This is a genomic window from Streptomyces diacarni (assembly GCF_003323715.1).
Taxonomy (GTDB): domain Bacteria; phylum Actinomycetota; class Actinomycetes; order Streptomycetales; family Streptomycetaceae; genus Streptomyces; species Streptomyces diacarni.
The window spans coordinates 61451-76349 of sequence record NZ_QOIN01000025.1 but is presented as its reverse complement, the minus strand read 5'-3'; the positions used below and the strand labels follow the sequence as shown (position 1 = coordinate 76349).

Below are 14899 nucleotides of genomic sequence, written 5' to 3'. Positions count from 1 at the left end.
GGAGGCGGAGCGGATCAGCCGCGCGGCTCCTCGCCGCCGCCGGGCGCCTCGTAATTGCGGAGGCTGCCGGTGATCTTCTTGATGGTGGCCTCCGAGAGCTCGTCCTTGACGCCCGCGTCGGTGTAGAGGACGAAGATGGCCAGGTCACCGTTGGTGTTGATCCAGGAGACCGTGACGGCCTTGCCCGCGCTCGTGGAGCACTTGTCCTCCTTGGGCGCTCCTGTAACGGTCGCGGTGGCGGTGTGGCCCTTGATGCCGTGCTCGTTCTTGAAAGCCTTGGGCTTGGAGACCTTGAGGGTGCCCTTCTGCTTCTGGTCGTAGCCCGCGATCACGAAGTTGCCCGCGGCGATCTTCGCGGCCTCCTTGGTGTTCTTCGAGCCCTGCCCGCCCTTGGTGCCCACGGCGGCGCGGCTGGACTCCTTGCACCAGTTGTCCTTGTAGTAGGCGGGCGCCGACATGGCGACCAGGACCTTGCCCTTGTCGTCCTCGAAGCCGGTGATGGTGCCCTGGCTCTCGACGGTCCAGTCGTCGGTGTCGGGGACGTCGAAGGCGGAGTACCACTTGGGGTTGATGACGGTCTGCCAGCCGGCGACGACGGGCTCGGAGGGATCCTTCGCGTCGTCCTCGCCGCCACCGCCACCGCCGCCGGGGTCGGCCTTCTCGGTCTTCTTCGGCTTCTCGGCGGTGGGGGAGGCGGACTTGTCGGCCTCGTCCTTCTTGCCGTCGTCGTCCCCGCCGAAGACCATGAAGCCCGTCACCGCGGCCGCGGCGACCGCCACCGCGACGACGGCCGAGATGATGACCGTCTTCTTCCGGTCACCGCCTCCGCCGCCCTTGGGCGCCTGGGGGGCGCCCGGGACGCCGGCCGGACCCCACTGTCCCGAGCCGGCCGCGCCGGGCTGCTGGCCGTACGGGTACGGGGGCTGCCCCGGCTGGCCGTGCTGCCCGTAGCCCGGCTGCTCCGCGGGCTGTTGTCCGTAGCCCGGCTGACCTGTCGGCTGTTGTCCGTAGCCGGGCTGGCCCGTCGGCTGCTGCCCGTACCCGGGCTGCTGATAGGGGTTCGGCTGTTGATAACCCGGCTGCTGGTACGGGTTCGACTCCCCCGGGTTCTGCTCGCCCCCGGGCTGCTGCTGTCCTGGCCACATGGCCGACAAGCCTATGGTGCGACAACCGCCCCGGCCACGGTCGCCCTCGGATCGGTACCGACCCGCTACACGACAGGGGCCGGAGCGCGACGGGCGACGGCACCGCGCGACGGTTACTCAGTGGTAACGTGCGGGCATGACGACAGAGTCCCAGCCGGACATAGGCGCATTGATGACGGCATCCGTGCCGATGGCCCGCACCCTGAAGCTGGAGTACCTCGAGACCTCGCCCGAACGCGTCATCGTCTCGCTGCCCGACCAGAGCGAGTACCACAACCACGTGGGCGGCCCCCACGCGGGAGCGATGTTCACCCTCGCCGAGTCCGCGAGCGGCGCGGTGACCCTGGCCGCCTTCGCGGACCAGCTCTCCCGGGCGGTGCCGCTGCCCGTACACGTCGAGATGGACTTCAAGAAGCTCGCCAAGGGCGTCCTCACCGCCACCGCCGAGCTCGGCCGCCCGGTCGCCGACGTGGTCGCCGAGCTGGACCGCGGTGAGCGTCCCGAGTTCCCGGTGAAGGTAGCCCTCACCCGGGCCGACGGCGCCGTCACCAGCGAGATGACCATCGTGTGGACACTGCGGCCGAACGGCTGACCCGCCGCGGCCCCCGTCGCGAGCGTGCGCAGCTCGGCGCGATCCCGTCGGCGCACGCCCGCCGCACGTCGAGTAGGCTTCCGAACTCGAGCCCGAATGCCGTGGAAGGAAGCCGTAGTTGCACATCCAGGAGTGGCTGGAGCACATCCCGGCCGTCAGCGTGTACCTCCTGGTGGGGGTCGTCATCGGCCTGGAGAGCCTGGGTATCCCGCTCCCCGGCGAGATCGTCCTGGTCAGCTCCGCGCTGCTGGCCTCGCAGCAGGGGCACATCGACCCGGTCGTCCTGGGCGTGAGCGCGACCGCGGGCGCCATCGTCGGTGACTCGATCGGCTACGCCATCGGCCGCAAGGGCGGCAAGCCGCTGCTGGAGTGGCTGGGCCGCAAGTTCCCCAAGCACTTCGGGCCCGCCCACGTGGCCACGGCCGAGCGGTCCTTCCAGCGCTGGGGCATGTGGGCGGTCTTCTTCGGCCGGTTCATCGCGCTGCTGCGCATCTTCGCCGGGCCCCTGGCGGGTGTGCTGAAGATGCCGTACTGGAAGTTCCTGACGGCCAACGTGCTGGGCGGCGCGGTGTGGGCGGGCGGCACCACGGCCGTCATCTACTACGTCGGTATCGTCGCCGAGGCGTGGCTCAAGCGCTTCTCCTGGCTGGGGCTGGTGGTTGCCGTGCTCATCGGCGTCGCTTCCATGGTCATCGTCAAGCGCCGCTCGGCGAAGATGGCCGCCTCGACCGAGGAGGACCCGGCCGACGCCTCGCAGGGCGACGTTCCGGCCGCAGCGGGCGAGACCACGGAGGCGGGCGGGGCCGCGGAGGCGGACGGGGCCACGAGCGGCGTGGGCAGCGGGCCCGCCGCGGACGCGGCCGGGAAGGCGGCCCCCGCTCCGGCTCCGGCCGGGGACTGAGACCCGGGCGCGTGAGCGTCGGCAGGGTACGGCGGCAGCGAGTGGAACAGGACGCGGAGCGGAGAGCGGTGTGGCAGAGCGAGGGCTGACAGTGAACGTCGCAGGGCACACGCCCCGACGGGACGCCGACGCGTTCCAGGCGCCCACCTCCGTGGTCGCCGGTGAGGTCACCATGGCCGCCGGATCGAGCGTCTGGTACGGAGCCGTGCTGCGCGCCGACGCGGGGCCGATCGTGCTGGGCGAGGGCAGCAACGTGCAGGACAACTGCACCGTCCACGGCGACCCCGGTTTCCCCGTCACCATCGGTACGGGCGTCACCGTCGGGCACAACGCCGTGCTGCACGGCTGCACGATCGAGGACGACGTGCTCATCGGCATGGGCGCCACCGTCCTCAACGGCGCCCGGATCGAGGCCGGCTCCCTCGTCGCCGCCCAGACCCTGGTGCCGCAGGGCATGGTCGTCCCGGCCGGGTCCCTGGTGGCGGGCGTGCCGGGCAAGGTGCGCAGGGAGCTGACCGACGAGGAGCGCGAGGGCATCAGGTTCAACGCGGCCGCCTACGTCGAGCTCGCCAAGCAGCACCGCGAGGCCACCCTCGACGAGGGTCCCGCGAGCACCTGAGCCGCACCCGGGGTTACCCGTGAGGAACCTCACCGGCGGCGGCCGCCCGCGTGGGCGCTACCGTGACGGCGTGCCCTCGATCCAGAACACGTTCTCGTTCCTCACCTCCCGTGCGCTGCACGGGGCCTGGCGGCGCGTCCAGCAGGCCGGAGCCGTCACGGCCCGGCGACCCGGCCCCTACGCGTTCCGCCGGATCGGGACCGGCACCCGGCTCGCCTTCCCCCAGGGCACTCTCTTCGGCACGCCGTGGATCGAGCTGGGCGACCACTGCGTCGTCGGCCGGGACGTGACCCTGACCGCGGGGATGATGCCGGACCTCGACCTCGGGCCCGACACCGTGCTGCGACTCGGCAACGGCGTGGTCCTGGGCCGGGGCAGCCACATCATCGCGGACACCCGTGTGAGCGTGGGGGACGACGTGTTCTGCGGCCCGTACGTCTACATCACCTCCACGAACCACTCCTACGACGACCCGGCACGCCCCGTCGGCAAGCAGTGGCCGCGCACGGCTCCGGTGGAGATCGGCTCCGGCAGCTGGATCGGTGCCGGAGCCGTCATCCTGCCCGGCGCCACGCTGGGACGGAACGTCGTGGTGGCGGCGGGCGCCGTCGTACGGGGCGAGGTGCCCGATCACGCCGTGGTGGCCGGCGCCCCGGCGAAGGTGGTGCGCCGACTGGACCCGGAGGCCGGCTGGCAGCCGCCGCTGCGCACCCCGCCGCCTGTGCCCGTCCCCGAGGGCGTCACCCCCGAGCAGTTGGCGGCGCTGGCCGATCTGCCGGAGCAGCGGGGGACGGGAGCTGAGTCCGGGTGCTCCGGAGACGGGGGCTGAGGCGGAGGGGGCCGGGCGGTGGGGGCCCGCCCCGTCAGCCGGAGGCGAGCAGCACGGTGCCCAGCAGCGCCAGTCCGGCACCCGCGGTCTGTGCGGCGCGCAGTCTCTCCTGGAGCACGCCCCGTGCCGCCAGCGCGGTGACCACCGGATAGAGCGAGGCCAGCACGGCGGCGACGGTGACGGGCCCGTGCCGCGCGGCGACCGCGTAAGTGCCGTTGGCGGCGACGTCCGCGAGCCCGACGAAGGCCAGCGCGGGCAGTGATGTCCACACCGCCCGTATGCCGTTCTCCGGCAGCGCGGGCGTGCCCTTCCGCACCGAGGCGTAGAGGACTCCGCCGCCCACGGCCACGTTCACGAACCGCTGGACGAACAGCGTCAGGAAGAGCCCGGTGACGGTCGGCGAGGCCTCGGCGACCAGGCTCATCGTCGCGCCGAAGCCGAAGGCAGCGACCAGGGCCAGCAGGATCGTCCGCTGCTGCACGGGTGCTCCGCCGCCGCCCACACCGCCCGCCAGCACCACGCCGGCGACGGCTATGAGGGTCCCGATCGCCTGCACCGGGCCTGGACGCTCGCCGTGCAGCACCATGCCGACCGCCACCGGGACCGCCACGCTGCCCAGGGTGGCCACGGGGGAGACCACGCCCATCGGGCCGATGGCCAGGGCGCGGTAGAAGCACAGCATGGCGGTGGGTCCGATGGCTCCCGCCGCCACCGCGCACCACAGCAGCCGGGCGTCCAGCTCGCTCCAGGCGCCCGTGGCCAGCACGACGACCGCGAGCACCGCGCAGGCGGCACCCTGCGAGACGACGACCACCGTCAGCTCACGCAGCCGTTTGCTGAGCAGGCCCCCGCCGAAGTCGGCCAGCCCCAACAGCAGGCTGGTGGCCAGGGCGAAGACAGCGGTCATGGCGGAATCCCTCGCAGTACACTGTGGTGAACACTCAAGTCCAGCACACCGTAGTTCAACACAGTGCACTCTGTCATTGATTATTTTGGATGGTGCGGAACACCGTGACGGACCTCGACCAGCTCACGCAAGCCCTCGCCCGCAACCTGAAGAGCCTGCGGACCGAGCGCGGTTTCACCCTCGACGCCCTCGCCGCACGCGCCGGCGTCAGCCGCGGCATGCTCATCCAGATCGAACAGGCGCGCACCAACCCGAGCGTCGGCACCGTCGTCAAGATCGGCGACGCCCTCGGCGTGAGCATCACCTCGCTGCTGGACTCCGACCAGGAACCGCAGGTCCGGCTCGTACCGCCCGAGCAGGCCATCCGCCTGTGGACCACCGACACCGGCAGCCACAGCACCCTGCTGGCGGGCACCGAGGCACCGGGACCGCTGGAGCTGTGGCACTGGAGACTGATGCCCGGCGACGCCAGCACCTCCGACCCGCATCCGCACGGCACCACCGAACTCGTCCACGTCACCGCCGGGACCCTCACCCTCGACGTGGACGGCACCGGGCACGCGCTGCCCACCGGGACCTCCGCCTGCTTCGAGTCCCACGTCCCGCACGGCTACCGCAACGACGGCACCGAACCCGTGGAGATGACGATGGCCGTCTCCGTGCCCGAACCGCGCTGACACCCCGCCCGCTCTCGCTAGGGTGCCTGCCATGCGAGCCCCCATCGGAGACTTCGACAACGCAGTGCCCGCCCCCGACGCACTGGACCGGCTCACCGCGCCCGTGGCCGCGGCCGTCCGCGGCTGGTCGGGCCCGGTACCCGCCGGCCAACTGCTGTACGTGGACACCGATCCGGCCAAGGCCGACACCGCCGTGTTCGTCGAGACGTACGGGAAAGACCTCTTGGCGGCCTCGGCCAACTGCGTCGTCGTGGCGGCCAAACGCGGTGGCGAACGGGCCCTGGCCGCCTGCCTCGTCGGCTCCTCGGCCCGCGTGGACGTCAACGGCGCGGCCCGGCGCGGCCTCGGCGCCCGCAAGGTGTCCTTCGCGCCGCACGAGACCGCCGTCGGCGAGACGGGCATGGAGTACGGCGGCATCACCCCCCTCGGGCTGCCCGCCGACTGGCCGCTCCTGGTGGACGCCGAGGTCGCCGCGTTGCCCTGGGTGCTGATCGGCAGCGGCAGCCGCAGGGGCAAGCTGATCGTGCCGGGCAAGGCACTGGCCGCCCTCACCGGCGCCGAGGTCGTCGAGGGGCTGGGGCAGCGCGGCTGAGACCCTGCGGCCCGCGCGTGTACCCGCGGGTTGCGGCCCGCACGCCGCGCCCGGCGCTTCGGTCGCCTGCGCCCGGGTCAGGTGTCGGTCGCGTGGCGCGTGCTCACGTCCAGCGAGAGCGGAACCGAGTGCTCGGCGAAGCCCAGGGACCGGTACAGCCGTTCGGCTTCCGGCGACGCGTGCAGGTCCACACGGGTCACCCCGCGGCGGGCGAACTCCGCCAGCATCGCCTCCGTCGCCGCCCGCGCACAGCCGCGCCCCCGGTAACGCGCGTCCGTGCACACGTTGAAGACGAAGCCGAACAGCCCCAGCGGGCTCACCGGGGCGGGCAGCCGCTCCTCGACCCGGCCCACCGCGCACGCCGCCAGGTGGGCCGGTTCACCGGGGGCGTCGCCGTCCACCACGAACGCCAGCAGCGGGGAGGGCTCCTGGGCGAGCTGCCGCCGTGCCACCCGTACGGCCTCCTCCTCCCAGGGGCCCGGCTCGTCCTTGCCGTGCATCTCGGCGAACATCAGGCGGCGCAGCCGCACGATCTCCCTCGCGTCGTCCGGTACCGCCCTGCGTGTGGTGATCATGCCGGGATTCCAGCACACGCCCGGTCAGCCGAGCCGGGGAATCTCGATCGCCGGACAGCGGTCCATCACCATCAGCGGCCCCGCCGCCCGGGTGCGCTCGTAGGCCGCCTCGTCCACCACACCCAGCTGGAACCAGACCGCCCGGGCGCCGACCGCCACCGCCTCGTCGGCCACCTGCCCGGCCTGTCCGGAGTTGACGAAGACGTCGACCACGTCCACGGGGAAGGGGATCTCGCTCAGACTGGCGTAACCCCGCTCCCCGTGCACCGTCTCCGCCTTCGGATGGACGGGCACGATCCGCTTGCCGTAGCGCTGTAGCACCTCGGCCACCCCGTGGGCGGGCCGTGCGGTGTTGCCCGACAGCCCCACGACCGCCCAGGTGTCGCCCAGCTCCGCCAGGATGCTCCGTACCGTCGCGGAATCGCCGTACATGTTCTCGTCTCCTTCATCGGGTTCGCCGGGTTCTGTGCGCTCATGGTGTCGATCGGGCTCGTCGGGTGCCGCCTCGGGTGCGCTGCCGTGGCAACGGCGGCAGCCCCGCGCGGATTCCCGTCCGGCGGGCCATAGGCTGCCCGTATGCAGCAGGAGCAGCCCGCCGGGCCCGAGGAGTACGTGACCGTCGCCGCCGAGGGCGTGCACGAGACCGAGGTCAACCGCTCCCGCTTCCTGTGCGCCCTCGCGCCCGCCGCCACCGAGAGCGAGGCGCAGGAGTTCATCGCCCGCGTCCGCAAGGAGCACCCCGGAGCCAACCACAACTGCTCCGCCTACGTCATCGGCGCCGACGCGGGCATCCAGAAGGCGAACGACGACGGCGAGCCCGGCGGCACCGCGGGCGTGCCCATGCTCCAGATGCTGCTGCGCCGGGAGGTCCGCTACGCGGCCGCCGTCGTCACCCGCTATTTCGGCGGCGTCAAGCTCGGCGCCGGCGGTCTGATCCGCGCCTACGGTGGCGCCGTCGGCGAGGCACTGGACGCCGTGGGTACCGTCACCCGGCGCCGCTTCCGGCTGGTGACCGTCACCGTGGGACACGAGCGGGCGGGCCGGCTCGAGAACGACCTGCGCGCCACCGGGCGCCAGGTGCGCGACGTGCGGTACGGCGCCGAGGTCACCATCGAACTCGGACTGCCCGAGCGCGAGGTCGACGCCTTCCGCGGCTGGCTCGCCGACGCCACCGCGGGGAGCGCCGGGATCCGACTGGGCGGCGAGGCGTTCGGCACGGTATGAGCCGCACGGCCCACGGCCCACGGCCCACGGCGCACGCGCCGCGGCAGACAGCCTGCGGCGCGTGATCGAGGGCGCATGACCCACGGCGCGTTGGGCTGGTGGCCCATGCCCGCGGACGCGCTGCACGCGGCCCGTCCGCGGGGTGGCGGCGCGCGTTGTCAGTGGCGGGTTCTAGGGTCGTTGACCATGCGTCTGCTGCACACCTCGGACTGGCACCTGGGCCGGAGCTTCCACCGCGCGAGCCTTCTCGACGCCCAGCGCGCCTTTCTCGACCATCTGGTCGCCACCGCCCAGGAGCGCGCGGTGGACGCCGTCCTCGTCGCCGGCGACATCTACGACCGCGCCGTGCCCTCACTGGCCGCCGTCGAGATGTTCGACCACGCCCTGCACCGCCTCGCCGAAGGCGGCATCACCACCGTGATGATCTCCGGCAACCACGACTCGGCCCGGCGCCTGGGAGTCGGCTCGAAGCTGATGGGCCGCGCCGGTGTGCACCTGCGCACGGACCCCGAGGAGTGCGGCACCCCGGTCCTGCTGCCGGACGGTGAGGGGCACGGCGAGGTCGCCGTCTACGGCGTGCCCTACCTCGAACCCTCCCTGGTGCGGCACGCGCTCGGCGCCGGGACGGGCAGCCACACCGCCGTGCTCGGCGCCGCCATGGACCGGGTGCGGGCCGACCTGGCCACCAGGCCCCCGGGGACCCGTTCGGTGGTCCTGGCGCACGCCTTCGTGACCGGTGGCGAAGTCAGCGACAGCGAGCGGGACATCACCGTCGGCGGCGTCGCCTCCGCGCCCGCCTCCGTCTTCGACGGGGTCGATTACGTGGCGCTCGGACACCTGCACAACTGCCAGACCCTCACCGAACGGGTGCGCTACTGCGGCACGCCCATCGCCTACTCCTTCTCCGAGGCCGGACACCCCAAATCCATGTGGCTCATCGACCTGGGGCCGGGCGGCGAGGTGACGGCCGAGCGGCTGCACTGCCCCGTGCCGCGCCCCCTCGCCCGGCTGCGCGGCAGCCTGGAGGAGCTGCTGGAGGACCCGGCACACGAACGGCACACCGACTCCTGGGTGGAGGCCACGCTCACCGACGCCGCCCGCCCGCACGAACCGATGGCACGCCTGGCCGAGCGCTTCCCGCACACCGTCAGCCTGGTCTTCGCTCCCGAGCGGGAAGAGACCGACGACACACGCTCCTACGCCGTACGCCTCAAGGGCCGCACCGACCGGCAGATCGCCGAGGACTTCGTCGGCCACGTACGCCCCGGCCGTGCCGCGGCGCCCGAGGAGCGCGCGATGCTGGGCCAGGCGCTGGAGGCCGTCCGCGTGGCGGAGAGCGAACAGGACGCGCCGGCGGCCCCCTCCCGAACGGCCCCCGCGGCGCGGTCCGCCGCCTCCGGCCACCGCACCGGCGCCGAGGAGGCCCGATGAGGCTGCACCGGCTCACTCTCACGGCGTTCGGCCCGTTCGGCGGCACCCACACCGTCGACTTCAACGCCCTCTCCGCCGCCGGGCTCTTCCTGCTGCACGGGGCCACCGGCGCGGGCAAGACCTCCGTGCTGGACGCCGTCTGCTTCGCCCTCTACGGCAGCGTTCCCGGCGCCCGGCAGCAGCCGGGCGGCACCCTGCGCAGTGACCACGCTCCCCGCCACACCCTCACCGAGGTCGTACTCGAACTGACCGTCGCAGGGCGCCGACTGGAGATCACCCGCGCGCCGGAACAGCTGCGGCCCAAGGCCCGGGGTAGCGGGCTCACGCGCGAGCGTGCCCGCTCCGAGCTGCGCGCCTGGGACACGGGCACGGAACGGTGGCGGGGTCTCAGCCGCTCCCACCAGGAGATCGGTGAGGAGATCGGGCAGGCCCTCGGCATGAGCAAGGACCAGTTCTGCCAGGTCGTCCTGTTGCCGCAGGGCGACTTCGCGCGGTTCCTGCGCGCGGGCGCCGAGGACCGGGCCAAGCTGCTGGGACGCCTCTTCGACACCGGCCGCTTCGCCGCCGTCGAGGAGCAGCTGGCCCAACGACGCAAGGCCGCACAGCACGACGTCGTCACGGCCGACGAGGAACTGCTCGCCCTCGCCCACCGCATGCGGCAGGCCGTCGGCGACCCGGTGGAGCTGAGCGAGGGGCCCGGCGCCACGGCAGCCCCCACCGACCCCGCCTCCGTGCGCGGCAGCGCGGCGCTGCCCGGCCAGCGAGCCGGTACGTCGGCCCTCACGTCCCGGTCCCCAGACGTCGGCCGCACCCACGCGGACGCCAAAGCCGCACGCGGTGCGAAGTCCACCGGGCGGGGCGCGAAGACCGCCGGACGCGGGGCGCGGACGACCGGCAGCGGAGCCGAGCACGCGGAGCGCACGGCGCTCGCGCCCGGCGACGCGGGGCTCGCCGACGCGGTCCTGGCCTGGGCGGCGCAGGCCCGCTGCCACGCCAGGGAACGCCTCACCTCGGCGGCCCTCGCCGCCGAGACGGCCCGCGAACGGCACAGCACCGCCCTACAGCGGTGGGAAGAGACCCGCGAGCTCGCCCGCGCCCAGGACCGGTTCGCCCGTGCCCGGCAGCGCGCCGACGAGCTGGCCGCGGCGGGCGCCGAGCACGACGCGCTGTGGCAGCGGCTGGAGAGCGCCCACGCGGCCGAGGCGGTCGCGCCCGCCCTCCGCCTCCACGACACCGCGCGTGACGAACACGCCCGCGCCGAGGCGGCCGAACAGGACGCGCGGTCCTTGCTCCCCGAGACCCTGGCCGACGCGCCCTGCGAGCGGCTGACCGCGCTGGAGCGGGAGACCGGCCAGGAACTCGGCGCGCTCGGTGCCGCCCGCGAGGAGGAACCGCGGGTCGCCGGTATCGAAGCCGAGGTGCGCAGGCTCGACGCGGAGTCCCACGCCGACGAGGAGCTGCTCGGCGAGGCGGAGGAGTGGCTGGCGGGCTGGGAGGAACGCCGGCACGCCCTCCAACGCCGTGTGGACGACGCCCAGGAGGCGGCCACCCGGGCCGAACGCCTCGCGGGTCGGCTCCACCCCGCGCGCGCCCGCCTGAAAGCGGCCCGCCGCCGCGACGCGTTCGCCGCGGAGATCGAGACGGCCGTGGAGGCTCTCCAACGCGCCCGCGAACAGGCCGCCGAAGCCAAGGAGCGCTGGCTGGCACTCCGCGAACGCCGGCTGCGCGGTATCGCGGCGGAGCTCGCCGCGAACCTGGCGGCAGGCGAGCCCTGTGCGGTGTGCGGTTCCTCCGAGCACCCAGCCCCCGCCCGCGAGGCGGCGGACCACGTGGACCGCGCCTCCGAGGAAGAGGCGCTCGCCGCCTCCCAGCGTGCGGGGGAGGCGCGCGAATCGGCCCGCCAGCGGCTCGCGGCCCTCCGTGACAGCCACGTCACCGCGGCGACCGAGGCCGCCGCGGCACCTGCCCCGCCGGCTCACTCCGGGGCGCACGGTGGCGGAGCGCCGGTGAGAGAGGAGGCCGCGTCGGGGAGCGCAGGTCCGGCACGTGCCGACTCGTGGAGCACCGGTCCGGGGGGCGACGGTTCGGCGGATGTCGGTTCGGGGGTCACCGGTCTGGGGGGTGACGGTTCGGCGGGAGCAGGCTTCGGGAGCGCCGGCAGGGGGATGACCGGCGGAGCGAGCGCCGGTCGTGAGGATGCCGGCGCGGCGAGCGCGGACCCCGGAAGCCCAGGCCCGGGCGTCACGGTCGCGAGCACCGACGTTCCCGGCACCGATGCCCCCGGTACCGGCGCCCCCGGTACCGACGCTGCGGGCCTCGACACCCCCAGCGTCGAGGCACTGGCGGCCGTGGTCGCCGAGTTGGAGACCGCACACGCTCGTGCGCACACGCAGGCAGGCACCGCGCACCAGGCGCGTGAGGCGTTGGCCGCTGCGGAGCGGGAGTTCGAGGAGCGCAGCGTCGCACGTCAGGAGGGTGAGCGCCGCGCCGCGGGGCGCGTCTCCACCCGGGACGCGCTCCAGCGCGAACGCGCCTCCCTCATCGAGCGGCTGGACCGGGCACGGGGTGAGGCTCCCAGCGTGGCGGCGCGCTACGCGCAGTGGGAGCGTCGGGCCGCGCTGCTGTCCGGGGCCGTTCAGGCGGCTCAGACCGCGGAGGCCGCCGCCACGCACCTGGCCGAGGCCCGCGCACACCTGGCCGAGGCCGCCCGTCAGGCCGGCTTCGCCACCGCGGGCGACGCGGCGCGGGCCGTACTGCCCGCCTCCGAGCAGCGCGGGCTGCGGGAGCGGCTGGAGCGCAGGCGGGTCGAGGAGGCAGCCGTGCGCGAGGAACTGGCCGATCCGGTGCTCGCCGGGGCGGCGGCCAAGCCCCCGGCCGAACCCGAGAGGGCCCGCGCGGCGGCCGAGGAGGCGGAAGGAGTGCTGCGCGCCGCCGAGGCCGCACACCACGCGGCGTCCGGCCGCGTCGAGGCGCTGGACGAGTTGGGCGGACGCGCGGTGGCGACCGCCCGGCGGGTCGCGCCGCTGCGCGCGGCCTACGACCGGGTCGCCCGGCTCGCGGGGCTGACGGCGGGCACCTCGGCCGAGAACGAGCGGCGCATGCGGCTGGAGTCGTACGTGCTGGCCGCCCGTCTCGAACAGGTCGCCGAGGCGGCCTCGGCCCGCCTCGACCGGATGTCGGACGGCCGCTACACGCTGGTGCACTCGGGGGAGCGGACCGGCGGGCGCGGCAGATCCGGGCTGGGACTGCACGTGGTCGACGCCTGGACGGGCGCCGAACGCGACACCGCGACCCTCTCCGGCGGGGAGACGTTCTTCGCGTCGCTCGCGCTCGCCCTCGGCCTCGCCGACGTGGTCACCGACGAGGCGGGCGGCTCCCGGCTGGAGACGCTCTTCATCGACGAGGGTTTCGGCAGCCTCGACGAGCAGACGCTGGACGAGGTGCTGGACGTGTTGGACTCGCTGCGCGAACGCGACCGCTGTGTTGGCATCGTCAGCCACGTCGCCGACCTGCGGCAGCGCATCCCCGCCCAGCTGGAGGTCGTCAAGTCGCGGGCGGGTTCCGCCGTGCGCCACCACACGGCACCAGCTCCGGGCTGACGCCCCTTCCCGCCGCTGGGGCCGGGAAGGGGCGCGCAGGCCTATGCGTGCGGCCCGACCGGGCCGGGGCCCGCTCTGCGCCCCGGGCTCAGAGCGCGGACAGCTCCGCGACCAGGTCGTCGAGGCCCAGGGAGCCCAGCGAGAGAGCGGCCATGTGCCACGACTTGGCGTCGAAGGCGTCGCCGTGCGCCCGCTGCGCCGCGGCCCTGCCCTGGAGCCAGGCGCGTTCGCCCAGCTTGTAGCCGATGGCCTGTCCTGGCATGCCCAGGTAGCGGACCAGTTCGCTCTCCACGAATTCGGCGGGGCGGCCGCTGTGCATGCCGAAGAACTCCTGCGCGAGCGCGGGGGTCCACCGCTCGCCGGGGTGGAAGGGCGAGTCGGCCGGGATCTCCAGCTCCAGGTGCATGCCGATGTCGACGATCACTCGTGTCGCCCGCATCATCTGGGCGTCGAGGTACCCCAGCCGCTGCTCGGCGTTGGTCAGGAAGCCGAGCTCGTCCATCAGCCGCTCCGCGTACAGGGCCCAGCCCTCGGCGTTGGCGCTGACCATGCCGACGGTCGTCTGGTAGCGGGAGAGCTGGTCGGCGACGTACGTCCACTGCGCCAGCTGCAGATGGTGTCCCGGTACGCCTTCGTGGTACCAGGTGGTGACCAGGTCGTACACCGGGAACCTGGTCTCGCCCATGGTGGGCAGCCAGGTGCGGCCCGGGCGGGAGAAGTCCAGCGAGGGCTGGGTGTAGTAGGGCGCGGCGGCGCTCCCGGGCGGGGCGATGCGCGACTCGACCCTCCGTACCTTCTCGGACAGTTCGAAGTGGGTGCCGTCCAGCTCCGAGATGGCCTGGTCCATCAGCCCCTGCAGCCACTCGCGGACCTCGTCGACGCCGTCGACGGCCTCGCCGTGGGTGTCCAGATGGCGCAGCGCCTCCCAGGGGGTCTCCGCGCCGGGAAGGATCTTCTCCGCCTCGGTGCGCATCTCGGCCAGCAGCCGGTGGAACTCCTGCCAGCCGTACCGGTAGGCCTCCTCCAGGTCGAGGTCGGCGCCGTTCCAGTAGCGGGACCAGAGCGCGTAGCGCTCGCGGCCGACGGTCTCCTCGGCGCCCGCGACGCCCGGCTGGTAGACGTCGCGCAGCCAGTCCCGCAGCTCGCGGATGGCGCGGGTCGCCTCGGCCGCCGCACCGTCCAGTTCGGCCCGCAGGGCGTCGGGCCCCTCGCCCGCGAACTGTGCGAACCAGCCGCGCTTGTCGCCCCCTTCCGCCTCGCCGAGCCACTCCGTCAACTGGCCCAGCACGGTGGAGACCTGGCGCGGCCCGGCCAACAGGTCCCGGGAGAGCCCTTCCGCCAGGGAGGCGCGGTAGCCGTCGAGCGCGACGGGCATGGCCCGCATCCGCGCGGCGACCTGCTGCCAGTCCGCCTCCGTCTCGGACGGCATCACGGTGAAGATGCCGCGCACCGAGTGCACGGGCGAGCTGAGGTTGCTGACCGCGCGCAGGCTCTCGCCTGCCTCGTGGACGGCCAGCTCGGCCGTCAGGCGTTCGCGCAGCAGCCGTGCGCAGCGCCGCTCCTCGTCGCTGTCCCCGCCGGGGCGGGCCTCGGCCGCGGCCAGCTCGTCCAGTGTGGCGCGGCAGAGGGTGGCCATGGCCTCCTGGCCCGCGGGGGAGAAGTCGGGCAGTTTTCCGTGGCTCTCCGGCACCCCGAGGTAGGTACCGGAGATCGGGTCGAGGTCGACGAGCGCGTCGACGTAGGTGTCGGCCACCTGGCGCGGCAGGGGGGCGGCGGACGCTGAGGCGTTTGCATCGGACATGGGGCCC

The 14899-nt window shown here is 73.9% G+C and carries 14 protein-coding genes; 9 read left to right on the top strand and 5 right to left on the bottom strand.

The window, feature by feature from the left end; genetic code table 11:
• Window positions 1-14 precede the first annotated feature (14 nt).
• Window positions 15-1145, bottom strand: a complete 1131-nt coding sequence (locus tag DTL70_RS02130; protein WP_114020101.1) for a DUF8017 domain-containing protein — start codon at window positions 1143-1145, stop codon at window positions 15-17.
• Window positions 1146-1281: 136 nt separating this feature from the next.
• On the opposite strand from DTL70_RS02130, the gene DTL70_RS02125 reads away from it, so the two are divergent.
• The 4 genes from DTL70_RS02125 (at window position 1282) to DTL70_RS02110 (ending at window position 4086) form a co-directional block, all read left to right on the top strand.
• Complete coding sequence (locus tag DTL70_RS02125; RefSeq protein ID WP_114020100.1) at window positions 1282-1737, top strand: DUF4442 domain-containing protein; 456 nt, start codon at window positions 1282-1284, stop codon at window positions 1735-1737.
• Window positions 1738-1855: 118 nt separating this feature from the next.
• Window positions 1856-2638, top strand: coding sequence for a DedA family protein (locus DTL70_RS02120; RefSeq protein WP_114020099.1), 783 nt, complete (start codon window positions 1856-1858; stop codon window positions 2636-2638).
• Between the two features lie 70 nt (window positions 2639-2708).
• The gene (locus DTL70_RS02115) at window positions 2709-3257 is read left to right on the top strand and encodes a gamma carbonic anhydrase family protein (RefSeq protein WP_114020098.1); all 549 of its coding nucleotides are present in this window, start codon (window positions 2709-2711) and stop codon (window positions 3255-3257) included.
• A gap of 70 nt (window positions 3258-3327) precedes the next feature.
• On the top strand, window positions 3328-4086 hold the full coding sequence (locus tag DTL70_RS02110) for an acyltransferase (protein ID WP_114020149.1): 759 nt from the start codon (window positions 3328-3330) through the stop codon (window positions 4084-4086).
• Between the two features lie 34 nt (window positions 4087-4120).
• Here the strand turns inward: DTL70_RS02110 and DTL70_RS02105 are convergent, their stop codons facing one another.
• On the bottom strand, window positions 4121-4993 hold the full coding sequence (locus DTL70_RS02105) for a DMT family transporter (RefSeq protein WP_114020097.1): 873 nt from the start codon (window positions 4991-4993) through the stop codon (window positions 4121-4123).
• A gap of 89 nt (window positions 4994-5082) precedes the next feature.
• Here DTL70_RS02105 and DTL70_RS02100 point away from each other — a divergent pair, with 89 nt between their 5' ends.
• Window positions 5083-5670 carry a helix-turn-helix domain-containing protein gene (locus DTL70_RS02100; RefSeq protein WP_245978921.1) on the top strand — a complete coding sequence of 196 codons (588 nt, stop codon included), beginning with the start codon at window positions 5083-5085 and terminating at the stop codon, window positions 5668-5670.
• A 31-nt stretch (window positions 5671-5701) separates the two neighbouring features.
• On the top strand, window positions 5702-6262 hold the full coding sequence (locus DTL70_RS02095; protein WP_114020096.1) for a YbaK/EbsC family protein: 561 nt from the start codon (window positions 5702-5704) through the stop codon (window positions 6260-6262).
• A gap of 77 nt (window positions 6263-6339) precedes the next feature.
• On the opposite strand, the gene DTL70_RS02090 is transcribed toward DTL70_RS02095, so the two are convergent.
• Entirely contained in the window at window positions 6340-6837 is a 498-nt protein-coding gene (locus DTL70_RS02090; RefSeq protein ID WP_114020095.1) for a GNAT family N-acetyltransferase, read from the bottom strand.
• 24 nt (window positions 6838-6861) lie between these two features.
• Window positions 6862-7269 (bottom strand): CoA-binding protein, encoded by a 408-nt coding sequence (locus DTL70_RS02085; RefSeq protein ID WP_114020094.1) that lies wholly within the window; start codon window positions 7267-7269, stop codon window positions 6862-6864.
• 144 nt (window positions 7270-7413) lie between these two features.
• On the opposite strand from DTL70_RS02085, the gene DTL70_RS02080 reads away from it, so the two are divergent.
• The 3 genes from DTL70_RS02080 (at window position 7414) to DTL70_RS02070 (ending at window position 13091) form a co-directional block, all read left to right on the top strand.
• Window positions 7414-8061 carry a YigZ family protein gene (locus DTL70_RS02080; protein ID WP_114020093.1) on the top strand — a complete coding sequence of 216 codons (648 nt, stop codon included), beginning with the start codon at window positions 7414-7416 and terminating at the stop codon, window positions 8059-8061.
• 186 nt (window positions 8062-8247) lie between these two features.
• Window positions 8248-9492: an exonuclease SbcCD subunit D gene (locus DTL70_RS02075; protein WP_114020092.1), complete on the top strand. Its 1245-nt coding sequence runs from the start codon at window positions 8248-8250 to the stop codon at window positions 9490-9492.
• Complete coding sequence (locus DTL70_RS02070; protein ID WP_114020091.1) at window positions 9489-13091, top strand: AAA family ATPase; 3603 nt, start codon at window positions 9489-9491, stop codon at window positions 13089-13091. The genes DTL70_RS02075 and DTL70_RS02070 overlap by 4 nt, the downstream gene beginning before the upstream one ends.
• A gap of 88 nt (window positions 13092-13179) precedes the next feature.
• Here DTL70_RS02070 and DTL70_RS02065 read toward each other — a convergent pair whose 3' ends face one another.
• Window positions 13180-14892, bottom strand: coding sequence for a DUF885 domain-containing protein (locus DTL70_RS02065; protein ID WP_114020090.1), 1713 nt, complete (start codon window positions 14890-14892; stop codon window positions 13180-13182).
• Between the last annotated feature and the right edge of the window lie 7 nt (window positions 14893-14899).

Bases quoted from the DNA above. Each gene is read 5' to 3' on its own strand.
- DTL70_RS02130 (WP_114020101.1), bottom strand. From the start codon at position 1,145: ATGTGGCCAGGACAGCAGCAGCCCGGGGGCGAGCAGAACCCGGGGGAG.
- DTL70_RS02125 (WP_114020100.1), top strand. From the start codon at position 1,282: ATGACGACAGAGTCCCAGCCGGACATAGGCGCATTGATGACGGCATCC.
- DTL70_RS02105 (WP_114020097.1), bottom strand. From the start codon at position 4,993: ATGACCGCTGTCTTCGCCCTGGCCACCAGCCTGCTGTTGGGGCTGGCC.
- DTL70_RS02100 (WP_245978921.1), top strand. From the start codon at position 5,083: ATGGTGCGGAACACCGTGACGGACCTCGACCAGCTCACGCAAGCCCTC.
- DTL70_RS02095 (WP_114020096.1), top strand. From the start codon at position 5,702: ATGCGAGCCCCCATCGGAGACTTCGACAACGCAGTGCCCGCCCCCGAC.
- DTL70_RS02090 (WP_114020095.1), bottom strand. From the start codon at position 6,837: ATGATCACCACACGCAGGGCGGTACCGGACGACGCGAGGGAGATCGTG.
- DTL70_RS02085 (WP_114020094.1), bottom strand. From the start codon at position 7,269: ATGTACGGCGATTCCGCGACGGTACGGAGCATCCTGGCGGAGCTGGGC.
- DTL70_RS02080 (WP_114020093.1), top strand. From the start codon at position 7,414: ATGCAGCAGGAGCAGCCCGCCGGGCCCGAGGAGTACGTGACCGTCGCC.
- DTL70_RS02075 (WP_114020092.1), top strand. From the start codon at position 8,248: ATGCGTCTGCTGCACACCTCGGACTGGCACCTGGGCCGGAGCTTCCAC.
- DTL70_RS02070 (WP_114020091.1), top strand. From the start codon at position 9,489: ATGAGGCTGCACCGGCTCACTCTCACGGCGTTCGGCCCGTTCGGCGGC.
- DTL70_RS02065 (WP_114020090.1), bottom strand. From the start codon at position 14,892: ATGTCCGATGCAAACGCCTCAGCGTCCGCCGCCCCCCTGCCGCGCCAG.